The sequence below is a fragment of the Corynebacterium sp. HMSC067D03 genome (assembly GCF_001811185.1).
GTDB classification, from domain to species: Bacteria; Actinomycetota; Actinomycetes; order Mycobacteriales; family Mycobacteriaceae; genus Corynebacterium; species Corynebacterium coyleae.
In genome coordinates this window covers 190495-213956 of sequence record NZ_KV803839.1, presented here as the reverse complement: position 1 = coordinate 213956, position 23462 = coordinate 190495, and the positions used below count along the sequence as shown (strand labels likewise).

Annotated in this window: 25 protein-coding genes and 1 tRNA gene; 23 read left to right on the top strand and 3 right to left on the bottom strand. The window is 60.4% G+C overall.

Going from position 1 to position 23462, the window contains the following annotated elements:
- Window positions 1-617: 617 nt before the first annotated feature.
- The 18 genes from HMPREF2785_RS09685 to HMPREF2785_RS09605 all read left to right on the top strand — a co-directional run bounded on the left by HMPREF2785_RS09685 (window position 618) and on the right by HMPREF2785_RS09605 (window position 17335).
- Window positions 618-1598, top strand: coding sequence for a tetratricopeptide repeat protein (locus tag HMPREF2785_RS09685; RefSeq protein ID WP_083308961.1), 981 nt, complete (start codon window positions 618-620; stop codon window positions 1596-1598).
- A gap of 3 nt (window positions 1599-1601) precedes the next feature.
- On the top strand, window positions 1602-2585 hold the full coding sequence (locus tag HMPREF2785_RS09680; RefSeq protein ID WP_070615166.1) for an HAD-IIA family hydrolase: 984 nt from the start codon (window positions 1602-1604) through the stop codon (window positions 2583-2585).
- A 1-nt stretch (window position 2586) separates the two neighbouring features.
- Window positions 2587-2760, top strand: coding sequence for a hypothetical protein (locus HMPREF2785_RS12000; RefSeq protein ID WP_167594521.1), 174 nt, complete (start codon window positions 2587-2589; stop codon window positions 2758-2760).
- Window positions 2760-3584 carry a TlyA family RNA methyltransferase gene (locus HMPREF2785_RS09675; protein ID WP_070423228.1) on the top strand — a complete coding sequence of 275 codons (825 nt, stop codon included), beginning with the start codon at window positions 2760-2762 and terminating at the stop codon, window positions 3582-3584. The genes HMPREF2785_RS12000 and HMPREF2785_RS09675 overlap by 1 nt, the downstream gene beginning before the upstream one ends.
- Window positions 3581-4519 carry an NAD kinase gene (locus HMPREF2785_RS09670; protein ID WP_070451574.1) on the top strand — a complete coding sequence of 313 codons (939 nt, stop codon included), beginning with the start codon at window positions 3581-3583 and terminating at the stop codon, window positions 4517-4519. The genes HMPREF2785_RS09675 and HMPREF2785_RS09670 overlap by 4 nt, the downstream gene beginning before the upstream one ends.
- A gap of 9 nt (window positions 4520-4528) precedes the next feature.
- Window positions 4529-6259 carry a DNA repair protein RecN gene (gene recN, locus HMPREF2785_RS09665; protein ID WP_070615164.1) on the top strand — a complete coding sequence of 577 codons (1731 nt, stop codon included), beginning with the start codon at window positions 4529-4531 and terminating at the stop codon, window positions 6257-6259.
- Window positions 6260-6299: 40 nt separating this feature from the next.
- Window positions 6300-7508 (top strand): putative cytokinetic ring protein SteA, encoded by a 1209-nt coding sequence (steA, locus tag HMPREF2785_RS09660; protein WP_092102479.1) that lies wholly within the window; start codon window positions 6300-6302, stop codon window positions 7506-7508.
- A gap of 3 nt (window positions 7509-7511) precedes the next feature.
- Window positions 7512-8366, top strand: a complete 855-nt coding sequence (locus tag HMPREF2785_RS09655) for a copper transporter (protein WP_083308960.1) — start codon at window positions 7512-7514, stop codon at window positions 8364-8366.
- Window positions 8363-9010 carry an NUDIX domain-containing protein gene (locus tag HMPREF2785_RS09650; protein ID WP_070615156.1) on the top strand — a complete coding sequence of 216 codons (648 nt, stop codon included), beginning with the start codon at window positions 8363-8365 and terminating at the stop codon, window positions 9008-9010. The genes HMPREF2785_RS09655 and HMPREF2785_RS09650 overlap by 4 nt, the downstream gene beginning before the upstream one ends.
- A complete protein-coding gene (gene xerD, locus HMPREF2785_RS09645; protein ID WP_070423223.1) occupies window positions 9011-9931 on the top strand; it encodes a site-specific tyrosine recombinase XerD in 921 nt (306 codons plus the stop codon).
- Window positions 9932-9943: 12 nt separating this feature from the next.
- Entirely contained in the window at window positions 9944-11026 is a 1083-nt protein-coding gene (locus tag HMPREF2785_RS09640; protein WP_246821226.1) for a hypothetical protein, read from the top strand.
- A 61-nt stretch (window positions 11027-11087) separates the two neighbouring features.
- Window positions 11088-11957: a ParA family protein gene (locus tag HMPREF2785_RS09635; RefSeq protein WP_070615153.1), complete on the top strand. Its 870-nt coding sequence runs from the start codon at window positions 11088-11090 to the stop codon at window positions 11955-11957.
- On the top strand, window positions 11957-12775 hold the full coding sequence (locus tag HMPREF2785_RS09630; RefSeq protein WP_070615151.1) for a segregation and condensation protein A: 819 nt from the start codon (window positions 11957-11959) through the stop codon (window positions 12773-12775). The genes HMPREF2785_RS09635 and HMPREF2785_RS09630 overlap by 1 nt, the downstream gene beginning before the upstream one ends.
- 36 nt (window positions 12776-12811) lie before the next feature.
- Window positions 12812-13366 (top strand): SMC-Scp complex subunit ScpB, encoded by a 555-nt coding sequence (scpB, locus tag HMPREF2785_RS09625; protein ID WP_070615148.1) that lies wholly within the window; start codon window positions 12812-12814, stop codon window positions 13364-13366.
- 45 nt (window positions 13367-13411) lie between these two features.
- Window positions 13412-14341, top strand: a complete 930-nt coding sequence (locus HMPREF2785_RS09620) for a pseudouridine synthase (protein WP_070423219.1) — start codon at window positions 13412-13414, stop codon at window positions 14339-14341.
- Window positions 14341-15045: a (d)CMP kinase gene (cmk, locus tag HMPREF2785_RS09615; protein ID WP_070484761.1), complete on the top strand. Its 705-nt coding sequence runs from the start codon at window positions 14341-14343 to the stop codon at window positions 15043-15045. Before HMPREF2785_RS09620 ends, cmk begins: the two co-directional genes overlap by 1 nt.
- Window positions 15042-16640, top strand: coding sequence for a ribosome biogenesis GTPase Der (gene der, locus HMPREF2785_RS09610; protein ID WP_070615145.1), 1599 nt, complete (start codon window positions 15042-15044; stop codon window positions 16638-16640). The genes cmk and der overlap by 4 nt, the downstream gene beginning before the upstream one ends.
- A gap of 8 nt (window positions 16641-16648) precedes the next feature.
- Window positions 16649-17335, top strand: coding sequence for a CE1 family esterase (locus HMPREF2785_RS09605; protein ID WP_070451561.1), 687 nt, complete (start codon window positions 16649-16651; stop codon window positions 17333-17335).
- Between the two features lie 9 nt (window positions 17336-17344).
- Here HMPREF2785_RS09605 and HMPREF2785_RS09600 read toward each other — a convergent pair whose 3' ends face one another.
- Entirely contained in the window at window positions 17345-18127 is a 783-nt protein-coding gene (locus HMPREF2785_RS09600) for a class I SAM-dependent methyltransferase (protein ID WP_070615142.1), read from the bottom strand.
- A gap of 46 nt (window positions 18128-18173) precedes the next feature.
- On the opposite strand from HMPREF2785_RS09600, the gene HMPREF2785_RS09595 reads away from it, so the two are divergent.
- From HMPREF2785_RS09595 to HMPREF2785_RS09585, 3 genes are all read left to right on the top strand, one after another.
- The gene (locus tag HMPREF2785_RS09595; protein ID WP_083308959.1) at window positions 18174-19118 is read left to right on the top strand and encodes a CE1 family esterase; all 945 of its coding nucleotides are present in this window, start codon (window positions 18174-18176) and stop codon (window positions 19116-19118) included.
- A gap of 87 nt (window positions 19119-19205) precedes the next feature.
- Window positions 19206-19742: a gamma carbonic anhydrase family protein gene (locus tag HMPREF2785_RS09590; protein ID WP_070615189.1), complete on the top strand. Its 537-nt coding sequence runs from the start codon at window positions 19206-19208 to the stop codon at window positions 19740-19742.
- A gap of 46 nt (window positions 19743-19788) precedes the next feature.
- Window positions 19789-20679, top strand: coding sequence for a 3-hydroxyacyl-CoA dehydrogenase (locus HMPREF2785_RS09585; protein WP_353887097.1), 891 nt, complete (start codon window positions 19789-19791; stop codon window positions 20677-20679).
- Here the strand turns inward: HMPREF2785_RS09585 and HMPREF2785_RS09580 are convergent.
- Window positions 20676-20957, bottom strand: a complete 282-nt coding sequence (locus tag HMPREF2785_RS09580) for a helix-turn-helix domain-containing protein (RefSeq protein WP_070615137.1) — start codon at window positions 20955-20957, stop codon at window positions 20676-20678. The genes HMPREF2785_RS09585 and HMPREF2785_RS09580 overlap by 4 nt on opposite strands.
- A gap of 118 nt (window positions 20958-21075) precedes the next feature.
- Between HMPREF2785_RS09580 and HMPREF2785_RS09575 the strand changes: the two genes are divergently transcribed.
- Window positions 21076-21435, top strand: coding sequence for a VOC family protein (locus HMPREF2785_RS09575; RefSeq protein ID WP_070615134.1), 360 nt, complete (start codon window positions 21076-21078; stop codon window positions 21433-21435).
- 408 nt (window positions 21436-21843) lie between these two features.
- On the top strand, window positions 21844-23253 hold the full coding sequence (locus tag HMPREF2785_RS11650; protein WP_083308957.1) for a zinc-ribbon domain-containing protein: 1410 nt from the start codon (window positions 21844-21846) through the stop codon (window positions 23251-23253).
- Between the two features lie 91 nt (window positions 23254-23344).
- Here HMPREF2785_RS11650 and HMPREF2785_RS09565 read toward each other — a convergent pair.
- A tRNA-Pro gene (locus tag HMPREF2785_RS09565) sits at window positions 23345-23418 on the bottom strand.
- Window positions 23419-23462: the final 44 nt, after the last annotated feature.

Here is a 23462-nt window from a genome sequence, read left to right as displayed (position 1 = left end):
CGCCGACCCAACAACTTCACACACAAACACCCGTAGACGAAACTAAACCCAACCGGTTTCACCTACGGGTGTTTTTGCGCATACCCACATGATTGTTGTCGCCGACAACAGCAACAGTGGTGCACACCCACCAGCCCGCAATACAGAGTCAGAAACATTGCGTGCCTGACTATGCCACTGCATAGTTGGCGTACACCCATTAGTCCGCAATGTGGAGCACGGAGTCGATGCCAGCGGCGGCGCTCTTGTCAGCGCTCTTGGAAAAGTAGCCCAGCCGATACAAGGAAATAGTTGGTGTCTACCCACTTGTCCGCAATGCGGAGCGAAGCGACTTCACGCCACCGAAGACTCGACTAAAGCCACCAGCACACAGTCGTAAATGCAAAATGAAGCTTCACGGCCGCAGCGTTTTACACTCTGCCCAAGTCAGCGAAAGATATGACGTCGGGTTTTGCATACAGCACAGCCAGGAGAGGGACGTAACCGCAATGCGGAGAACGAATCCTTGATAGCCCATTACGGAGTCGAATGCTCGCCAAGTCCGCTCGGCTGAGGGGGATCAGCATAACTGTGTTGAGCATCCCTATAATGGCTTGGATACGAATTGGAGGGATTCCATGGCAGAGGCCGGCAACGGAGATAACCAGGGACGTCAACGTTCTTATGGTGGTGGCGGAGACCGTCGCGGTAGGAATAACCGCGGGCAGTCTCGTGGTCGTCGTGAATTTGGCGACGGAGAGCGCGGACGTCGCGAGGATCGCTACGGTGGAGCACGCGGCGACAATAAACGCGGCGGTCACGGTGGTGGCCGCGGCCGTGGCAAGCCCCACGGTAAGGGCGGCCACCCGGGCCACGGCGGGCAGGACAACCGTGTCCGCCACGATCGCTCGAACCCATATCGTGAGGGATACCGCGAGGAACGGATGGCGCAGAAGGAGCGCGAACCTGACTTGCCGTCGGGCCTGGATATTAACGACCTTGACCCGTCTGTGCTGCAGGACCTCAAGGTGCTTTCCAAGGACAATGCGGAACGCGTTGCACAGCACATGCTGATGGCTACTGATCTCCTGGAAGACGATCCGAAGCTCGCACTTGAGCACGCCCGCGCCGCGAAGAACCGTGCTGGTCGTGTCGGCGTTGTCCGTGAGACTGCTGGCGTAGTTGCATATCGCGCTGGTGAGTGGAAGGAAGCGCTTTCAGAACTTCGTGCGGCGCGGCGGATGTCTGGTGGCCCGGGGCTGCTAGCTGTGATGGCTGATGCGGAGCGTGGCTTGGGCCGACCTCAGAAGGCGCTTGAACTTGGTCGTAGCCCTGAAGCTAATGAATTGGACGAAGCGGGGAAGACCGAATTGGCGATTGTGCTTGCCGGCGCACGCCATGATCTCGGTCAGCACGATTCTGCACTTGCGACGCTGCAGCGCATGAATCCTTCTTTGGATTCGCAGGGATTTGAGCAAGTGCGTCTTTCCTACGCATATGCTGATGCCCTTCTTGCGACTGGCCAGCGTGGTGAGGCCAAGACGTGGTTTGAACACGCTGCGAAGATTGATACGGATGGTTTCACGGATGCGGCGGAGCGCGCCGCAGAATTGGACTAGACAATGGCGCTGAAGGATAACTACGACGCTCTCCTGCTTGACCTCGACGGCACTGTGTGGAATGGCGGAGTGGCGATTCCAAACGCTGTAGAGGCCATTACGGCGTCGGGGATTCCGGCTATGTATGTGACGAACAATGCGTCGCGTAGCGCAGCGGATGTGGCTGCGATGCTGGGCAAGATTGGCCTCGATACGAAGACCGAAGACGTGATCACTTCAGCACAGGCTGCGTTGTCGATGGCTGAGGCGCACCTCGCCCCCGGAGATCCTGTTCTTGTGGTTGGCGCGCCGTCGTTTAAGCAGCTTGTCGACGATGCGGGTTACGTCGTCGTCGAAAGTGCAGATGCGAATCCGAAGGCGGTGCTGCACGGCCACAACCCGGAGACCGGTTGGGCGCAGTTGTCGGAAGCTGCGTTGGCAATTCAGCGGGGCGCAATCTATCTTGCGTCAAACCTGGATACGTCTTTGCCGATGGAGCGTGGGCTGATGATCGGCAATGGTTCGATGGTTGCTGCGGTGACATCGGCGACAGGTGTGACTCCGGAAAGCGCGGGCAAGCCGGGGCCGGCGATGTTCATTCAGGCTTCTGAACGCATGAATGCGAAGCGTCCGCTTGCCGTGGGAGACAGGCTAGATACTGATATTGCAGGTGGCGTTGCGGCGGGGATTCCGTCGCTGCACGTGCTTACCGGTGTTTCTGGCCCGTTGGCGCTCATGGAGGCGCCCAAGGAGCAGCGACCGACGTTTATTGCGGAGGATATGCGCGGACTCAACGAGAACCCAGAGGTTTTGCTCCCGGGACCGCAGGGCGGTTTCGCTGCGCGAATCGACAGTAACGACATCATTTTGAGCTACGGCAAGGATGGTGCGACACCGATTCAGGCCTTGCGCACGGTTTTGGAGGTCGCGTGGCATATGGAGACTCCACCGGAGTTTGTGCGGCCCAACTCAGAGGCTGCTGAAGCTGCTACAGCTCAGTGGTGGTGACATGAAGCCACCCATGCCCAGGGATCCGCGGGCGCCGCATACGACGCCTGAGGAGGTCACGTCACAGTTTGAAGCGATTCTCGCGGAAGATACTGAATCGCTTGCCGATGAGGTTGACGCACTGACGCGCGCGCATGCGGTACTGGGGCATGCGTTGCAAGAAAGGAACAGCTAATGCCGCCCAAACGGAGGCGTTTGGATGCAGAGCTTGTGCGCCGCAAGATTGCACGTTCGCGCGAGCAGGCTCAAACGTGGATCAAGGAGGGCCGTGTCGAGGTCGGTGGGTTTGTGGCGTCGAAGCCTGCGACGGTGGTAGAGCCAGAGGCGTCGATACGCGTCAATGTCGAGGACATTGATGACTGGGCGTCTCGTGGCGCGCACAAGTTACTTGGAGCGTTGGAAGCCTTCGGGCCACGTGGCCTGAGCGTCGAAGGGCGTAGGGCGCTGGATGCTGGCGCGTCGACAGGTGGGTTTACAGACGTGTTGCTCAGAAACGGCGCACGTGAGGTTGTTGCCGTGGACGTTGGCTACGGTCAGCTCGTGTGGCGCTTGCAGAACGATCCGCGGGTGCGGGTGCTCGATCGGACGAATATCCGAAACCTGACGCCGGACATGATGGGTGGACTCGCGGACCTGATGGTCGGCGACCTGTCTTTCATCTCGTTGAAGCTGGTGTTGCCGGCACTGGTGGAATGTCTTGAGGATGGCGCTGACTTGTTGCCGATGGTCAAGCCTCAATTTGAGGTTGGCAAGGACCGTTTAGGCTCTGGTGGCGTTGTCCGTTCACAGGAGTTGCGCGAAGAAGTCACTGTGGATGTCGCCCAGTTCGCACAGGGGCTGGGGCTCAGCGTGCGTGGGGTGGCTGCGTCGCCTCTGCCAGGGCCGAGCGGTAACGTGGAGTACTTCCTGTGGCTTGTAAAGGATGGAGGCGAGGCAATGCTTGACGACGATTCCCTCGCCGCCGCAGTCCAAAAGGCCGTGAAGGAGGGGCCGCAATGACGGCTGAGCGTGAGATCTTGTTGGTTCCGCACTTGTTCCGCGAGTCGAATATCGCGTCCGCAGCGAGGGCTGCGGAGATGCTCCAGGAAGCCGGCATTACGGTGCGGTTGCTTGAACAGGAACAGATGGATGCGATTGAGACGCATCCGGTGCTCAGTGGGCTGACACGTGCCGCTGCTGACGACAATGCGGCGCTTGGCTGCGAGCTGGTGCTGGTGCTCGGCGGAGATGGAACATTTCTGCGCGCCGCAGAGCATGCCCGGGCGCAGGATATTCCGGTGTTGGGAGTCAACCTCGGACATGTCGGGTTCCTCGCAGAAGGTGACGCGGAGAGTCTTGAGGAGTCGGTGAGGCAGGTCGTCGATAAGACGTACCGCGTTGTCGACAGAATGACCATCGACGTGGCAGTCATCGACCAAGAGGGGCAGGTCGTCGGGACGGATTGGGCGCTGAATGAATGCAGCGTGGAGAATCTGGATCGTACACGGGTGCTTGATGCCACGTTGGAGGTTGATTTTCGGCCTGTGTCGTCGTTTGGCTGCGATGGCGTACTGGTGGCCACACCGACCGGATCCACAGCCTATGCGTTTTCTGCTGGCGGTCCGGTGATGTGGCCAGAACTCGATGCGTTGCTGGTGGTGCCGAATAACGCACATGCGTTGTTTGCAAAGCCACTTGTTGTCTCGCCGCGCTCGACGGTTGCTGTGGAGTCAGAACACACGACGTCGAGTGCCATGGCGGTAATGGATGGGTTCCGTCGCATCCCGGTGCCTCCTGGTTCGAGGGTTGAAGTAAGTAGGGGGTCGCGTCCGGTGCGGTGGGTACGCTTGGACGACAAACCGTTCACCGACAGGCTGGTGGATAAGTTCCGGCTGCCGGTGTCCGGCTGGCGCGGCCCGCGGACGGGTCGTGGTGTACGCGGCGTTGATGCGTAAGGAGGCAGAGTGCTCGCAGAGATCGCGATTTCGAACTTGGGCGTGATCCGTCATGCCTCGGCGGAGCTTGCTCCTGGGTTGACGGTGCTCACCGGTGAAACCGGTGCAGGTAAGACCATGGTTGTAACTGGCTTGCGGCTGCTGACAGGAGGCCGCGCTGATGCCTCCCGAGTTCGAACCGGGGCGCAGGAAGCTGTGGTGGAAGGCGCGCTCAGCATCGCAGATCTGCCGGAATCGACATTGTCCGCCGTGCATGCGATTGCAGAGGGCGCTGGTGCAGGGCCTGATGAAAACGGCGAATACGTCGTCTCACGTGCTGTGAAAGCGACGGGGCGATCGAGCGCTCACCTAGGAGGCCGAAAGGTTCCGGCCGCGACACTGGGTGATCTTGCTGGGCATCTGCTCACGATTCATGGCCAGAACGACCAGTTGAGGCTTCTCGCGCCGGAACAGCAGCTGGCGGCGTTGGACCGGTTCGAACCGGCGATCGCTCAGAAGCTCTCCTCCTATCGCGATGTTTATGTCCAGTGGCGCGAGGCAGCGAAAGATCTGAAGGACCGCACCGAGAAACGCCTTGAGTTGGCACAGGAGATGGACCGGCTGCGGTTTGCAATTGAGGAAATCGACGCAGTTGCACCCGTAGACGGCGAAGATGCCGATCTCGTTGCAACCATTAACCGTCTTCAGGATGTTGATGCGCTGCGTGAGGCCGCCCAGACCGCGCTGGTGGCAATTGATGGTGCTGAAGCCGTCGGCGGCTACAGCGCAGAGGCGGAAGAAGCTGCATCAGACCTTGTTGGCAGGGCGCAGGCGGCGTTGGTAGGAGCTAGTGACGAGGAGTTACGGGAGCTTGGTGTGCGCCTCGGGGAGGTCGCCGGTGTGCTTGCGGATGTGTCTGCGGAACTCGGTAGTTTCACCGCAGATCTTCCGACCGACCCGGATGAGCTAGAGCGCCTTCTGCAGCGCCAACAGGAACTCAAGGGGCTCACACGAAAATATGCTCCGGACATCGCGGGTGTGTTGGCGTGGCGAGAGAAGGCCGGGAAACGGCTGAGCAAGATTGATACGTCAGAAGAAGCTATCGACGAGCTGAAGCGCCGCGTTGCTGATCTTGAAGCCGAACTAAAAAAGCGAGCGGCAGCGTTGACCAAGGCACGCAACAAGGCTGCCAAAAACCTCGGGGAGGCGGTGACGGAAGAGCTTCACGGGCTTGCCATGCCGAAGGCGCAGCTGCGCGTCGAGCTGGCGGAGGCCAAGTTTGGCCGCGATGGTGCGGACGCTGTGGAGATCACGCTCGCACCGAACAGCGCGTTGGAGCCAAAGCCGTTGGCCACGAGCGCATCTGGTGGTGAGCTCTCACGAGTCATGCTGGCACTTGAGGTGATCCTTTCGGAGTCGTCGGCGGGCGGCACGCTGGTCTTTGATGAGGTGGACGCTGGTGTCGGTGGACGTGCTGCGGTGGAGATTGGGCGCCGTTTGGCGAGGTTGGCGTTGAGGCATCAGGTCATCGTCGTTACGCACTTGCCCCAGGTTGCGGCGTATGCGAACACGCACCTGCATGTGTCAAAGGACGTGGGCGACGAGGCGGTGACGTCGGGTGTGGGCAATCTGACTGACGAGCAGCGGATTGAGGAGCTCGCGCGCATGATGGCGGGCCTTGATGATTCGGATACAGGGCGTGCCCACGCGGCAGAATTGTTCAAGCGTGCGCAGCGCGAAGTGGAGGAAATGCGGGCGTAGCCCGCGCGCCTCCACAGTTCTGGCAGGTCAACGTTGCACAATGGTCGCTATGACTGTTGGAACTGGGGAAGCGCCCGCGCAGGAATTGCGCGGTACGCTGCGCGACTGCACACCGCGGGGCAAAGGCCTTGCTCGCCTGCATGAGGGCGATATTGCGATTGTGGATGCGCCGGACATGCAGCGTCGTTTAGCAGAGCAGCTCATTGCCCGCCGTCCTGCTGCGGTGATCAATCTTGCGCCGTACAGCACTGGATCCTTACCGACGTTCGGTCCGCATTTGCTTCTCGACGCCAACGTTCCGATCTTCGAAGTGGCCGACGCCGCTGTTCGCGAGAAGATCCGCGACGGCAAGAAGGTCACGGTCACGCCAGAGGGGACGATCACCGTCGGAAGGAAAGACGTCGGTGTTGCACAGCGTGTCACACGTGAGCAGGTGGACAACTCCTTCGCTGAGGCACAGCAAGGTCTCGTGGAGAACATGGAAGCCTATTTCGGCAACACCATTGAGTTCATCCACTCGGAAGCGCCGTTGCTTATCGACGGTGTCGGCGCACCCGAACTTGGCGACGCGATGGCGGACCGCAAGGTCGTTGTTGTCTCTCCAGGAGATGACACGCGGCGCCGTCTGACAGGCATCCGCAACTTTATGCGGGAGTACACCCCGGTCATCATTGGTGTGGGAAGCGCCGCGAACACGCTGGCAGAGATGGGTTATGCCGCTGATTTCATTGTCGGTGACCCCGCGGATGTCGCGTCGGAGAACTTGCGTTCTGAAGCACGGGTGATTCTGCCGGCTGACCCAGACGGTTATGCGCCTGGCTTGGAGCGTATCCAAGATTTGGGTGTGGGTGCGATGACGTTCCCAACAGCGACTGATTCGCCGACAGACCTCGCGATCTTGCTTGCTGCGTTCCATGATGCGGAGACGATTGTCACCGTAGGCGAGCCGGTGGAGTTGGACGGGATGCTCACGGACCCGGCGAATGCCGATCCGGCTGCGTTGCTTGCTCGCTTGAAGGCCGGCCGCAAGGTTGTTGATTCTACGGTTATTGAGAATCTTTACGCAGTCGAATCCACCAGCGGTGTCGCATGGGCCTGGGCGTTACTCGGCCTGCTGGTCGCTGCTGCCGCCGTCATTCTCGTCGTTGGGCTTGGCGGAAATGGGACGTTCGCCGACAACCTGGTCAATACCTGGGACACAGTTGCCAACACGGTGCGCGGCTGGATTCCGGCAGGGGAAGGGGAGTAAACCGTGGGAAAGCAAAAAGGGACGGGTGGGCTTGTCACTGCTGGTCTGTGTTGGGGGTTAGCTTTCGGCGTGGTGTTGGGGGCGTCGGTACTCGCGCCGGCTATTCCTGGCGGCCCGGATCTGTTCAATGGTGCGTTTCTCAGCGACGTCGACCGGAACGCGAATGGTGATGGAGCCGAGGAGCCGACAAAGGAAAGCAGCGAAGCGCAGCAGCGGCTTGATGCTGCCGATGCTCTTCTGGGCAGTGAGTCGGTGTCCATCGTCTCTGGAGCGCTCAAAGAGGTGCCGGTCGCTATCGTGCGTACGCATACAGCCGCCGATATCGATGTCGATTCCGTGCGGTGGCTGCTCAACGCGGCGGGCGCTTCCGATGCTGGTGAATTGAAACTGACAGAGAAGTTTACGTCGCAAAACTCTGCCGACGAGTTGTCCACGGTGATTGCGTCGACGTTGCCGTCCGGTGCGCAGTTGAGCGTGGAGAACCGTTCACCGGGCACCCATGCGGGTGAGTCGTTGGCGTCGATTATGTTGATCGACCCTGAGACGAAGGAAGCGCCGGCACAGGCTTCGGATCGCAAAATCGTAATTGACACGCTGCAACAATCCGGTTTCGTCGAGACGAAAGGTGAGATCGTGCCCGCGGAGGCTGTCGTGATTGTGGATGGCGCCTCCGGTGACGCCGGCGGAGACTTCGGTGCGAAGCTGGTGCAGGACCTTGCGGAAGCACTTGGCCATGCAGGCAAAACCGTGCTGACGAGTCAAGACATCGCGCCAAAGGAACTGCGCGGCGTGACTACGGTAGGCAACGTGAGCTACGAGTCCGGCAGGATTTCTTCAGTGCTGGCGGTGGCAGAGTGAGCCACGAATTTACCGTCGAGTCCTCCGAGGCACTGATCGAAGCCCCAATCATCGCTGTGCGCCGCGACAGTGTGGTCATGCCTGGTGGCAAGCCAGCTAACCGTGAGATCGTCGAGCATTTCGGCGCAGTGGCAGTAGTTGCACTTGACGACGACGGGCGCGTCGCGCTCGTCGAGCAGTACCGGCACAGCGTAGGCAAGCGGCTGCTTGAACTGCCTGCGGGGCTTCTGGACATGTACGAAGAAGACGAGTTGGTATGTGCGAAGCGCGAACTGGTTGAGGAAGCCGGTCTCGAGGCTGAGCAGTGGGGCGTGCTGGTGGATTTGGTGACGTCTCCGGGATTTGCGGAAGAGGCGGTGCGGGTATTCGTCGCAAAGCAACTGCGCGAGGTGGAACGCCCGGACGCCGAGGACGAAGAAGCCGACATGGACTTTCGGTGGGTGCCACTGAGCGAGGCCGCACAAATGGTGCTTCGAGGCGAGATTGTGAACTCAATCGCCGTGGGCGGCATTTTGGCTGCTTGCCGCGTCGCAGAGGGTAAAGCGCAGTCACGTGATGTGTCGGAGCCATTCGAGTTGCGCCCGCAATCGCTGCCGAAGCGGCGAGCCGAGCGTGGCATCGTGCCGGATATGAAGCGCATCTAGATGGCGGTAAAAGCCGACGAACTAGCTGCGCGCTGGTTGCAGCATCTCGCTGTTGAGCGGGGAGTCTCCCCTCACACGTTGAGTAACTACACCCGCGACGTCAACCGGTACACACGATGGTTGGCAGCCGCTGGGAAAAGCGACTTGGCAACAGTCAGTGCCACCGATGTAGAGGCGTACGTTGCTGACTTGCGCCGCGGGGTGGACGGCGCACGCCCCCTCGCGGCATCTTCGGCTGCGCGTGCGCTGACTGTCGCCCGAGGCTTGCACCGTTTTGGCGTAGAAGAAGGCGTATTGCCGGCAGATACCGCTGCCGAAGTTTCCCCACCGTCAGCTGGCGAGAAGCTACCCGACACTTTGAGCATTGGGGAGGTGGCGACGCTTCTCGATGCCTGCCCGACCGAACAGCCCCTCGGCCTACGCGACAAGGCGCTGTTGGAAACGCTGTATGCCACAGGTGCGCGAGTTTCTGAGGTGCTTGATTTGAGCGTCGATGATGCGACAGCCGCAATAGATACTGAAGGCATTCTGACCGTGACTGGCAAGGGAAGTAAGCAGCGCCTCGTCCCGCTCGGCCGGCATGCACAAGATGCGATCGAGGCGTATCTCGTGCGAGGCAGACCCGTATTCGCCACCGGGAAGTCACACGCGTTGTTCTTGAATAGGCGCGGTGGAGCCTTAACTCGCCAGAGCGCCTGGACTGTAATCAAGCAGGCTGCGGAGCGTGCGGGGATAGACAAAGAGATCTCCCCGCACACGCTCCGGCACTCGTTTGCCACGCATCTGCTGGAAGGTGGCGCAGATGTGCGCTCCGTGCAGGAATTGTTGGGGCACGCTTCAGTGACGACTACGCAGATTTACACACACGTCACAGCAGATAGCCTGCGCGAGGTTTGGCGTAGTTCGCATCCACGTGCGTAAGCTTTTGCGCTTATGAGTGAGTACACATTTGCACGAGCACGTCGCGCAACACTTACGGTGCCGGCAGCCCTGCTGCTTGCCGTGGGGCTTGGCGGAGGTGTGGGAGCACACCCTGCCTCGGCGCAGATCCCGGGCGGGCTAAGTCCGGATGCAGTGGCGAACATGATTCCCTCGGAGATCACCGTGCCTGCGGGGCAGACGACGACGGTTGATGTGGGCGTGCCGGTGGATGTGAATTACTCCGCAGGCGGCTGGGTGGTCACATCCAATGGCACGTCGGTGTCGGTGACCGCTCCAGCGGAAGAGGGCGCGACCGCAGCAGTGCCTGCGAGCGCCGGCGGTTACACGGCGACAGTTAACCTCGTCGCTGTGGGCGGCGGACAGGCAACTGATGCAGACGAAATTGCGGGCGGTGGCGCTGGAGAAAACACCGAGCACCACGGTGGTGGAGGCCACGCCGAAGACAACGGTGGTGGCGCAAACGGCGGTGGCGACGCAAACGGTGAAGCCTCGAACGGCGGATCCGGTGCGGGTGCAGGCAGTGGCAGCGGCGCCGTCAATCGCCCTGAGCGTAAGCCAGCGGAAAAGGCGGACACCGCGGATGCGAAGCGCCTCGATTTCGAGGGAGAGATTCACGGCAACGAGATCGTGGTCAAGGTGCCGTTGAGTAAGGCGCGCGATTTGATGAAATACGCCAACTACGACTCGTCGAATGCGAAACTGCGTTACCTCGATGTCAACGGCAACATCATCGAAGGGGTCAAGCGTGACGTGAACGTCGCGGGGCGCACGTTGACGCTGACGTACCCGGAAGGCGAGACGCCTGACAACCCGTTCATTATGGAGGTCGTGGAGAACGGCGCGGCGACGTTTGTCGCGGTGATTACGTCGACGAATGCTCCGGTTGAGCAGGCTGCCGAAACGGATGAAGAAAACCCGTATGCGGGAGCAGACAACAAAGGTCAAGGCGATAGCGTTGACTCGGGTTCGTCGGTAGGTGATCTTGTCCCGCTCATCATTGGTGGTGGTGCGCTTATCGCGGCACTTGCGCTGCTGATTATCTTCCTTCGGAAGCGAAGCCGTGGGCAGGTCTAATCACAGCGTTGTAAGATGACTGCAGTCAAGGGTTTAGACGTGATCGAGGGAAGGATCGGCCATGGCGGACGAGGCGCTGTTTGACGCGGCTGACCAGAAGACGTTTTTGACGGGTCGGCCGTGGCGTGAGTTTGCCAAGCCGAAGGAGCTTGAGCGGCACGGTCCCGCAACCATCATCTCGATGGTGAACCAAAAGGGCGGCGTGGGTAAGACCACGTCCACTATCAATCTCGGTGCATGCTTGGCAGAGCAAGGGCGCAAGGTGCTACTGGTAGACCTCGACCCGCAGGGTGCACTCTCCGCTGGCCTTGGTGTGTCCTATGAGGAGGATCAGGTCACGGTCTACGACTTGCTGTTTGACAACACTGCCAGCATTCACGCGGCGATCAAGCGCTCAAACGTGTCCGGGCTTGATCTGGTACCCGCGAATATTGACCTGTCTGCGGCTGAAATCCAACTGGTCAACGAAGTCGGCCGCGAGCACACGCTAGCTCGTGCGCTGCGCCCGGTGCGCGGGGAGTACGACTTCATCATCCTGGACTGTGGCCCGTCGCTCGGTTTGCTCACTGTGAATGCGTTGGCGTGCTCGCAGGGCGTGATCATCCCCATGGAGTGTGAGTACTTCTCGCTCCGAGGTCTCGCGCTGCTCACCGATACCGTGGAAAAGGTGCGCGACCGCATCAACTTCGACCTGGACATCGTGGGCCTCCTTGTCACTATGTTTGATCGTCGCACGACCCACGCCCGTGAGGTCATGGATCGTGTAGTTGAGGTGTTCGGCGACCGCGTCTTCGACACCGTGATTACCCGTACCGTGCGTTTCCCGGAGACATCGGTCGCGGGTGAGCCGATTATTACGTGGGCTCCCAACTCGCAAGGTGCGGAACAGTACCGCAATCTGGCCCTTGAGGTGTTGGAGCGCACTAGCTAGTGGCCCAGGCACCTGAGCAGTACCCCCAGCCGGAGATCACGGTCTTTACCCTCGCGCTGAATAACTTCGAGGGGCCGTTTGATCTGCTGCTCAGCTTGATTCAGGCGAAGAAACTCGACGTGACCGAGGTTGCGCTCGCCGAGGTGACCGACGAGTTCATTGCGTATACCCGTGCGTTGGGGCAGACGGAGTCGCTTGACGAGGTCACTGAGTTCCTCGTGGTCGCGGCCACCTTGTTGGACATGAAGACTGCGCGGCTGTTGCCACGTGGTGATCATGACCTGGAGGAAGACTACGACCTTCTGGAGGCCCGGGACCTCCTGTTCGCACGTCTTCTGCAGTACCGCGCATATCAGAAGGTTGCTGACCAGTTTGCTATGTGGCAAGCATCTGCTAATCGACGACACCCGCGTGCCGTATCCATGGAGCCCCGGTTCGTGGACCTTTTGCCTCCGGTGGAACTCGGCCATACAGCGGCGAGTTTCGCGGAACTTGCGGCCAGTGTTTTCCGGCCTAAGCCGCCGGAGGAAGTACGCACTGACCACCTGCACGCCGTTGCTGTGTCCGTGCCTGAGCAGGCGGGCAAGATCCTGGATACACTCAAGCTCGCCGGCTCAGGTACCTGGATGACGTTCGCCGCACTGACACGCGATTGCACGAGGTCCATGGAGGTGGTCGGCCGGTTCCTCGCCCTGCTGGAGTTGTACAAGGCCCGCGCGGTGGAAACAGAGCAGCCCGAAGCGCTTGGCCAACTTGATGTGTCATGGACCGGCCTTGAGGTCGATCCGGCGGTCGTTGCGGCATCGAACTGGAACTAGTCACTGAACAAGTACGGGCAGCTAGACTCCTGCGGTATGGAAGACATGCCGATGGTTGCGCAGTTGCGTTCGCGGATTGAGTCGGTGCTGTTGGTCGTCGATACGCCGGTGTCCGTGGAGGACCTCGCGGGTGCGCTCGGAGCAACGACTGCGGAAGTGTCGGATCACCTTCGCGCGTGGTCGCGAGAACTCGACACCCGTGGCAGTGGCATTGATTTGCGTGAGACCGCAGAGGGCTGGCGGCTGTATACCCGGCCCGAAAATGCCGATGCGGTCGAGGCGTTCTTGCTCGACGGCACGCAGAAGAAACTCTCGCGCGCGGCAATGGAGACGCTCGCAGTGATTGCTTACCGCCAGCCGGTGACGCGCTCGCAGGTTGCCGGAGTGCGCGGGGTCAATGTTGATGGCGTCATGCGCACCCTTGCGCTGCGCGGCTTGATTGCGGAGGTTGATCCTGAGCAAGAATCTGGCGCACACCGCTATGTGACGACGGAGCTGTTCCTCGAACTTCTGGGCATTGACTCGCTTGAGCGCCTTCCTGACCTTGCGCCACTGCTTCCGGACATCGATGCAATCGAAGATGCCTGGTAGGATCGGCCCAAAAACCGCATACGACTGAAAAGGAATTGAGGAAACATGACTCCTCCCGCTCGCCGAGACGGCACACCGGACAAGCCCGAGAAGGACGAAACGTTCTACATCTCGTACGCGAAGCCGGCAAAGAAGCAGAATGTCCGTTTGGACAAGCGACGCGCAAATGCCGCGAAGAATGAGCCCCACCCGCTGGATGACAACTGGTGGGACGACAACCCGCAGGATAAGACCCGCAAAACTGAGGGGATCCGTCTGCAGAAGGTGTTGGCGCAGGCAGGTGTGGCGTCTCGTCGTCACGCAGAGGCCATGATCGACCAGGGCCGCATTGAGGTCAACGGCAAGATCGTCAACGTGCAAGGCATGCGTGTTAACCCGAACGTGGACATCATTCGCGTGGACGGGGAGCGCATCAACGTCAACGAGGAGCACGAATACTTCGTGTTTAACAAGCCGCGTGGCGTGCACTCGACGATGAAGGATGAGCTTGACCGCACCTCGGTCGGCTCCTACCTTTCGGAGCGCACCGCCGCGGGTCAGCGTCTGTTCCACGTGGGACGCCTCGACGCCAACACGGAGGGTCTGTTGCTGTTGACCAACGACGGTGAACTGGCGAATCGTCTGATGCACCCGAAGTACGAGGTGTCGAAGACCTACATGGCCACTGTCCTGGGTGAGGCGAACAATGCGCTGGTCAAGCAGCTCAAGGAGGGCATTGAGCTTGACGACGGCCCCGCGAAGGCCGACTACGCTCAGATCGTGGATGTCCACAATGGGCAGTCGATCATCCGAGTGGAGCTCCACGAAGGCCGTAAGCACATTGTGCGCCGCATGCTGAAGGAAGCTGGCTTCCCGGTGCAACGACTGGTTCGCACCAAGTTCCACACGGTCCAGCTCGGCGAGATGAAGCCAGGCATGATGCGTGCGCTCAATTCCTCCGAGCTTGCGTCGCTGTACAAGGCGGTGGGGATGTAATGGCAGACCAGAAGATTTCCAACTTGGCTGACGGCGGGCTGATTCTCGCAGTGGACGGCCCGTCCGGCACCGGTAAATCCACGATGTGTCGCGCGTTAGCGAAGAAGCTCGACGCGAAGTATGTGGATACGGGTGCGATGTACCGCGTTGCCACCCTGGCCGTCTTGCGCGCTGGTGTCGACCCGGTTGATACGGATGCGGTGATCGAAGCGACCGCTGATCTGCCGCTTGAGGTATCCGACGATCCGGATTCCACCGCAGTGTTGTTTGCAGGTGAGGATGTTGCCCGCGAGATCCGAGGACCGGAAGTCACCCAGCACGTTTCTGCGGTCTCTGCGATCCCGCAGGTCCGCGTGAACCTTGTGGAACTGCAGCGCAAGTTGGCCCGCGAGGCCGGCCGCGCGATCGTGGAGGGCCGCGATATCGGCACTGTCGTGTTGCCGGATGCTCCGGCAAAGGTCTACATGACGGCAAGCGCTGAAGTACGTGCGAAGCGTCGCTTCGATCAGGATGTAGCCGCTGGCCGTGACGTGGACTTTGATGCAGTGTTGGCGGATGTGAAGCGGCGCGACGAGGCGGACTCGTCACGCAAGACCAGCCCGCTGCGTCCCGCTGACGACGCCGAGATCGTGGATACGTCTGAAATGACCCCGGACGAGGTGCTCGCTGCGCTGACTGCCGTGGTGGAAAGGAGCGCACGATGAGCGACAAGAAGAACATTGAAGACGGTCTCGAGCCGGAGACTCAATTCATCCAACCCGGCATCGATGCCTCTGGCTACGACGACCTGGAAGCCTATGAGGTCGATGCGGACGACGCTGAGTACTACGACGACCTCGAGGACTTCGATGAGTCGGAGTTCAGCGAGGCCGACTTCGGCGACGATACCGATGCTGGCGACGAGACCGACGACTACACCGACGAAGAATGGGCCGAAATCGAAGCCGAATACGGCATCATCCGCCCGGACGTGGTAAAGGAAGCGTTGCCGACGGTGTCTATCGTGGGCCGCCCGAATGTAGGTAAGTCTTCGCTGGTGAACCGGTTCTTGGGTCGTCGTGAAGCAGTTGTGGAGGACCATCCCGGCGTGACCCGCGACCGTGTGAGCTACATGGCGGAGTGGAACGGACGTCGTTTCTGGGTGCAGGACACCGGTGGCTGGGACCCGGACGCAAAGGGCATCCACGCCTCGATCGCGCGCCAGTCCGAGGCAGCCATGGAGACCTCGGACGTCATCGTCATGGTTGTCGACGCAAAGACCACCGTGACCGAGACAGACATGGTGATGGCCCGCAACCTGCAGCGCGCTGAGGTGCCTGTCATCCTCGTTGCAAACAAGTTTGAGTCCGACAGTCAGTGGGGCGAGGTCGCCGAGTTCTATTCGCTGGGTCTTGGCGATCCGTGGCCGGTCTCTGCGCTGCACGGCCGCGGCGGTGCCGACGTGCTCGATGAGATCCTGCGCAACTTCCCCGAGGTTCCGCGTGCTGCCGCGTCGGTCACTCAGGGCCCGCGACGTGTTGCACTTGTGGGCCGCCCGAACGTGGGCAAGTCCAGCCTGCTGAACAAGCTGACCAAGTCCAATCGCTCTGTCGTGGACAACGTCGCCGGCACCACCGTCGACCCGGTCGACGAGTTGGTGCAGTTGGACGAGGACCTTTGGACGTTCATCGATACCGCCGGCCTGCGGAAGAAAGTTAAGAACGCCCAGGGCCACGAGTACTACGCATCACTGCGCACTCGCGGCACGATTGAGGCCGCCGAGGTCTGTGTCGTGCTCATCGACGCTTCTCAGGAGATTTCCGAGCAGGACCAGCGCGTGATCTCGATGGTGCTCGAAGCCGGTAAGGCCATGGTGATCTGCTTTAACAAGTGGGATCTGATGGACGAGGATCGTCGTTACGAGTTCGACCGCGAATTCGACCTGACCATGGGCCAGTTGAAGTGGGTAACCAAGCTCAACACTTCCGCGGACACCGGTCGTGGTCTGCACCGCCTGGAGCCAGCGATGAAGGAAGCGCTGGAGAACTGGGACAAGCGCATCTCTACCGGCCAGCTCAACAACTGGCTGCGTGAGGCGATTGCCGCGAACCCGCCTCCGATGAAGAACAACCGTCTGCCCAAGCTGCTCTTTGCCACCATGGCGACGACGCGCCCGCCGACAATCATTCTGTTCACCACGGGCTTCCTCGATGGCGGTTACCGCCGCTACCTTGAGCGCAAGTTCCGTGAGCAGTTCGGCTACCACGGCACTCCGGTGCGCATCGCGGTGCGTGTGCGTGAGCGTCGCGGAAAGAAGTAGGCAGGACTATGGACTCGACGGTCTATTCCGCGCCCTCAGATCCGAAGGGGCCGTTGCCCCTGATTGTTGCGCTGCACGGTCGTGGCGATAATGGGCGGAACTTCCTCGGCGGTACCGGCCTCGTGCAGGCCAACGCAGTGGTCGTTGCGCCGACGGGTGCCGGTCTGGCGTGGGCTCCTGCGCCGTACGCGCTGAACACGATTGAGCAGGACAAGGCGCGTATCGACGACATCATCGCCCAAACCAGCGAACACTTCGACATCGACCCCGAACGCATTTACGCCGTTGGTTTCTCCAATGGTGGCGGTCTCGCGGTCTACTTGTCTACGCTCAGCGATACCTTCGCGGGTGTTGCCTCTGTGTCTGCGGCTGTGCGCTGCACCGAGGCGCAGATCGAGGCAGCCGAGCCGGTGGACTACCTCAACATCCACGGCACCCACGACGACGTAGTGCCATATAACGGCGAGGTCCGGCCGGGATACGGAAGCCCCGCTGAGGACGGCATTCTCGGCGCTCCCGAAGTGGTTGCCGCGTTTGAGCGTCGCAACAGCGACAAGGCTCGTACCCTGCACCACCGAGTGGAGGGCATGGGCCACGAGTGGCCTACCGGACCGTGGGCTGCGCATCGTGGCATCGACGTGACCGAGGAGATCTTCGACTTCTTCGGGATTGAGAAGCGGACCGATTTGTTTTAGCAGCCCGCTCTATCGCCGGTACACAAACGCGTCCGTGCGGTAGGGCAGCGGGATGATTTGTCCCTCATCGAACCCGAGGCGCTCGTAGAGGTACCACGTCAGATTCGCCTCCATCTTTGCTCGGGTGCGCTTGGAGGCTTTCAGCCAGTACGAGCGTGTTGCCATGAGCTCGAAGCAGTGCTCGACTGGGATCTGGTCCACCCACTCGGTGCGAACCTCGCGCTCGAGTTGCCACGGGGCGTGCACGGTGGGGTAGAAGCCTTCGCGCTGCACATCACCCGAGTGCATGATGCGGCTGAGCCGCAGCACCCAAGGGTGATGTACCGCGAGCGTATTCCAACACAGGACAAGGCAACCGCCATCGCGGATGACGCGGTCTGTCTCAGCGCTGGCCTCTGCCGGGTCCACCCAGTGCCAGGTCTGTGCGCACGCGATCGCATCGACGGCATTGTCCGCGAGCCCCGTCGCTTCCGCCGTCGCCCGCCACACAGGCACCTCCGGCAACTGGTGATGGAGTACGCGTGTCATGTCGGGGGAGGGGTCGCAGGCGTAGACGGTGCGGTGGTCGTCGATAAGCAACTGCGTTAATTTCCCAGTGCCGGCGCCGACGTCGCACACGACATCGGCGCCTTCGAACAACTCGGCAACCTCAGGTGGATACGACGGACGCGCGTCGTGGTAGCGATCCGCATCGCGCACAAACGCACTCGCCGCGGTGTGTTGGTGAGCGCGGTCACGAAAGGTCGGCTGCGACTTCTTGCTCGGACCTGGCTGTGTTCCGCTTATTGGCATGATGCACTAATCTACCTGTCGTGTTTTATCCGGAGCAGCAGACGTAATGGGCAAAGTTTCAACCGTCACCGCGGCGGCGTTGTCCACAGTCCTGCTCGTACTCACCGGCTGCTCCGGAGGGGACGGAAGCGTCAAGGAACCCGGGGTAACAACCAAAGCACTGCCCGCTGCGGACGACGTGCGCGAGGTCGAACCATGGGGGCCACCAGGCAGCGAACATCGCAACATCACCGCAGGTGGGTTGAAGCGCGACTACATCGTCTCTACCCCTGCGGGAGCGCGTCAGCGTGACCGTCTGCCAGTGATCTTCGTGTTCCACGGCTATAAGGAAGACGCCGAAAAGATCCGGAAAAACTCCGGGCTCGATGCCGCAGACGCCATTGTGGCGTACCTCGACGGCAAAGATTCTGCCTGGGCGCCTGCACCGTACGCCTCGACTTCTGGGCAACAAGACCTTGCGTTTGTCGACGCCGTCCTCGCCGCGCTCGAAGGCGAATTTTCGGTCGACCACTCCCGTATTTTTGCGGCGGGGTTCTCAAACGGTGGGGGCTTCGCCGCGTTTGTGGGTTGCCAACGACCACAGGCATTCACAGGCATTGCCACGGTTGCAGGCGCCTATTATCAACGCGTTTCTGCAGGCTGTTCCCAGATCCCGATGATGCACGTCGATTTCCACGGCACGGGCGACAATGTCATTGCCTACAACGGCGGGCAACGCCACGCCACGGCATACAACTCGGTGGAGGAAATGCTTCACGAGTCCGCGTCGCGCAACCACTGCGACGCCCGCTACGAAGACATTGAGGTAGCCCCTGGCGTTATCCGCGAGGCGTGGACAGGTTGCGACGCTGAACTTGCCCACTACCGCATCGAAAATGGCCCCCACGTGTGGCCAGGCGGCGCCGGTGACTCATCTGGGACGGTGCCGAAAGGCTTCGCCACCGACGCCATGCTGAAGTTCTTCCGGCTCGGCCGGGCGACGCAGCAGTAGCGCACTGCTTGACGACGACCACCCGTACAGACGCGGTTACGCACTTTTCAGTGCCACGCGTTGGGCAATTCCGGCACACTGGAACGCATGATTTATAGCTTCGAGGGCAAAACCCCCAAGATTCATCCATCGGCGTACATCTCTGACGAGGCGACGATTATCGGCGACGTAGAGATCGGTGAGGACGCCAACATCTGGCCCGGCGTGGTCATCCGTGGCGATGTGGGCGCAATCCGTATCGGTGCACGTGTGAACGTGCAGGACGGCTCAGTCGTGCACGTGGACACGGATGGGGAGACAGTGCTGGAAGAGGACGTGACGATTGGCCACCTTGCGATGATCCACGGTTGCCATATCGAGCCAGGCTGCCTGATCGGGATGAATGCGACGGTGCTGTCGCGGTCGTGCATCGGCAAGGGCAGCATCATTGCCGGCGGGGCAGTGGTACTGGAGGGGCAGCAGTTGCCGGAGTTCTCTCTTGCAGCAGGTGTGCCGGCAAAGGTCAAGCGCGCACTCGAGTCGGACACCTTTGAGGCGCGGTTGAGGCACGCGGCGTATTACGTGGAGCTGGGCCGGCGGGCAGCGACAGGTCTCATGGCGGTGGACCGGGCGTCGCTTGCGTAAAACTTCACACTAGAACTGCTGTGAAAGTCACATAAACAGGAGTAACGTGACGGGCATGACATTCAATAACGTAACAGTACTTGGTGCAGGTGTCCTGGGCGCGCAGATCGCTTTTTGCTCTGCGTTCGCGGGAAAGAAGGTAGTGTCCTACGACATTAACGAGGAGGCCCTCGCGGCCGGCAAACAGCGTTTCGACGCCATCGGTGAGCAAATGAAGGTGGAGCTCGAGTCCGCTAACGACGAAACCATCGCGGCGGCGCACGAAAACCTCACCCAGACCTCGGACCTTAAGGAAGCGCTAGCGAACGCGGACCTGGTCATCGAGGCGATCCCGGAGAACCTCGAGCTCAAGCGCAAGGTGTGGGCCGAAGTGGGGCAGTACGCCCCGGCGACCACCGTTTTTGCCACCAACACGTCGACGCTCATGCCGAGCAAGTTCGCGGACGCGACGGGTGCGCCGGAGCGCTTCTTGGCACTGCACTTTGCCAACCACATCTGGATTCAGAACACTGCCGAGATCATGCCTCACGAGGGCACTGACCCGAAGTATGTGGACCAACTCGTGGAGTTTGCGGAGCAGATCAACATGGTACCGGTCCCGCTCAAGCGCGAGCAGCCCGGCTACGTGCTGAACACCCTGCTGGTGCCGCTGCTCAGTGCCGGCATGTACCTGCTGCACCACGACATCGCTGACCCCGTCGACATCGACCGTGACTGGTGCAACTCCACCGGCTCCCCGCGCGGGCCGATTGAGATCATGGACCTTATTGGCGTGCGCACCCTGGTCGCCGTGATCGAGTCCAACGACAACGCCCCGCAGTGGCAGAAGGACTTCGTTGAGACGACGCTGAAGCCGATGGTCGCAGAAGGTAGGACCGGCCTGGAAGCTGGGCAGGGGTTCTACACTTACGACGCGAACGGCAAGATCGTTTCTTAGAGCATCTGCTCAATCAAAGCGCGACCGCGGCCGTGCTCCATCGGAGCAACAGCGTCTTTCACCCGGTCGAGTAGCTGAAACGCACGGCATACCCGGAGAAAGTTTTCCAACGTTGCGCCGTGTCCCTGTTCCAAACGGCGCAACGTAGACACGCTCACGTCGGCGCGGTACGCGGCCTGTTCGATAGTGAGCCGGTTGAGGCGGCGCCAGCGTTGCAAGGCTTCGCCGATCTCGCTTAGCCCGCCTTTGACTGCGCGCGGGATTCTCCGGCTACTCATTTTTGACACATTTACAACCATATTCTGTCATTTTTGAGTAGTTGGGCGGAAGTTGCTAGAGCGCCAGCACGCGTACCATGGGAGACTCCAATTCAATTTGAAAGAAGAGGGTGCCCACATGAACCGCGAAATCGTTTTCATCGTTTACGTGACCGACATTGATAGATCGGTCGAGTTTTACTCAGACCTCCTGGACCTGGAGACTGACTTTGTTTCACCCCGCTACGTGACGTTCGCTTTGGCGGACGGTGTTGCCCTCGCACTGTGGACCGGAAACTCGGAGGCGCTTGCCGACGCCCCGGCACGCACCACCGAAGTGTGCCTCAACGTCAACGGGGAAGAAGTCATGGACGTGTTCCAGTCCTGGTCTGACAAGGGGGTCCATGTCATCAAAGAGCCGCACCAGGACGTGTTCGGAACGACGTTTGTCGTCGCCGACCCCGACGACAACCAGATCCGAGTCGCACCTATCGACTAGGAACGCCGCGCAAGAAGAACCACCGACCCCCAGAAGAACTTTGTCGACTGGCAGGATCTGCCCCCATTAACCGAGGTATTCCACAGAAGAAGAAAGGCCTGGCAGAGACGTTATGTTTCGTTTCTAACCCTGATTCGCACCTTGCACTGAGACGTTTGCCTCGCGAGCGCCTAGGCAACCTCCTATGATTCGCATCCGGAGGAGCGGCCTATCGAAACCGTGTTCTAGCGCTGGGAAGGTCTCACCGGTTGAAAACGGTGAGCATCCCTGAAGCCACCAGAAGGATCGGATTCACGATGGAGGAGTTCGTAGTTCTCATTGTTGCGGATGGACTCGTGGCGTTATGGATGAGGATCTCGATGTTGACCCAAAACAACGAATCGACCCCGAGGCTAGGATCTGTAGAACATGGCAAACCCGGTACTACGCGACGCGCTACCCGAGCTGGCTGCTCAGTGGAATGAATTCCGGAACGGGGATCTCGGACCAGCGGACGTGACCACGGGATCGGGCCGTAAGGTCTGGTGGAATGGGGCCTGTGGTCACGAGTGGGCGGCGACCGTGGCTAGCCGGGCCCGAGGGGCAGGGTGTCCCTACTGCTCTCCGGTGGGGAGGAAACGGTTGCTGGTGGGATTCAACGATCTTGCAACCATAAATCCTGATCTGGCAAGACAGTGGCACCCGACGAAAAACAAGGGGACCACTCCGGAGGACGTAACAGCTCGTTCCCACTCCCGGGCCTGGTGGGTCTGTAGCGAGGATCCGCGCCACGAGTGGGAGGCAACCGTTAAAGACCGGGCATTCGGTTACGGGTGTCCTTTTTGTTCGAACCAGCGGGTTCTAGCGGGGTACAACGACCTAGCGACCGTGCACCCGCACTTAGTGGATGAATGGCACCCTACAAAGAACGTAGGGCTGGCTCCATCGGAGGTCGCTCCGGCTGGAAAGACCCGTATTTGGTGGCTGTGCCATGCAGATCCACGACACGAGTGGCAGGCGACAAGCGGCGATCGGTTGAGGGGGTATGGTTGCCCCTACTGCTCTGGCAACGCTGTTCTGGCAGGGTACAACGATCTTGCGACTACGCATCCGGATATTGCCGCAGAGTGGCACCCGACGAAAAACGGCAAAAGGAAGCCAAGTGAGGTTTCCAAGGGCAGCATGACTAAGTACTGGTGGTTGTGTCCGCTTGGGCACGAGTACTCCCAGCTCCCCAACAGCCGCACCCACGGGCGGGGATGCCCGTACTGCTCGAATCGCCGTGTGCTTATGGGATTTAATGATCTCGCCACGGTAGCACCCGCAGTTGCCGCCGAGTGGCATCCCAAAAACAAGAACACCCCGGATCGGATCCTTTCCGGATCCCATTCCAAGGCGTGGTGGATTTGCAAGGAAGGGCACGAGTGGCGAGCGCAGATTAAGTCTCGAAGGGACGGCAGAAACTGTCCGTACTGTCGCAAACCCTGGTCGCTGGCAGAAAAAGAGGTTTATGCATTCGTCGTTGAACACGCCCCCGGTGTCGAAGTGCTGGAAAATGACTCCAGTCTGTTCACCCTTGGAATGGAATTGGACATCTTCGTCCCTGAACTAGCGCTTGGGATCGAGTTCAATGGCGAGTACTGGCACGACGAGTCCCGGGATCCTCGGATTCGGACCCGCCATGAGAGGAAACAGACTGTGTGCGAAAGCAACAGCATCCGGCTAGTCATTGTCTGGGAAAGCGATTGGCTGGAGCGCCCGGGCGAGGTCGAAGCGGAGCTCCGAAAGATCTTGAGAGGCGCCCCAGTACCCGGCTGGATGACTTACGCCAGAACCTAAGACCATCTTCAGATGAGTAGCGTGGAACACGCCCTGAAATGGGGAAACGACGAAAGCCAGTGATTGAAAATCAATCACTGGCTCGACTTTGTCGGACTGACAGGATTTGAACCTGCGACCCCCACACCCCCAGTGTGGTGCGCTACCAAACTGCGCCACAGCCCGATCCGCTACCTAAACGGTAACTGCGAAAATATTACAGCACTGTC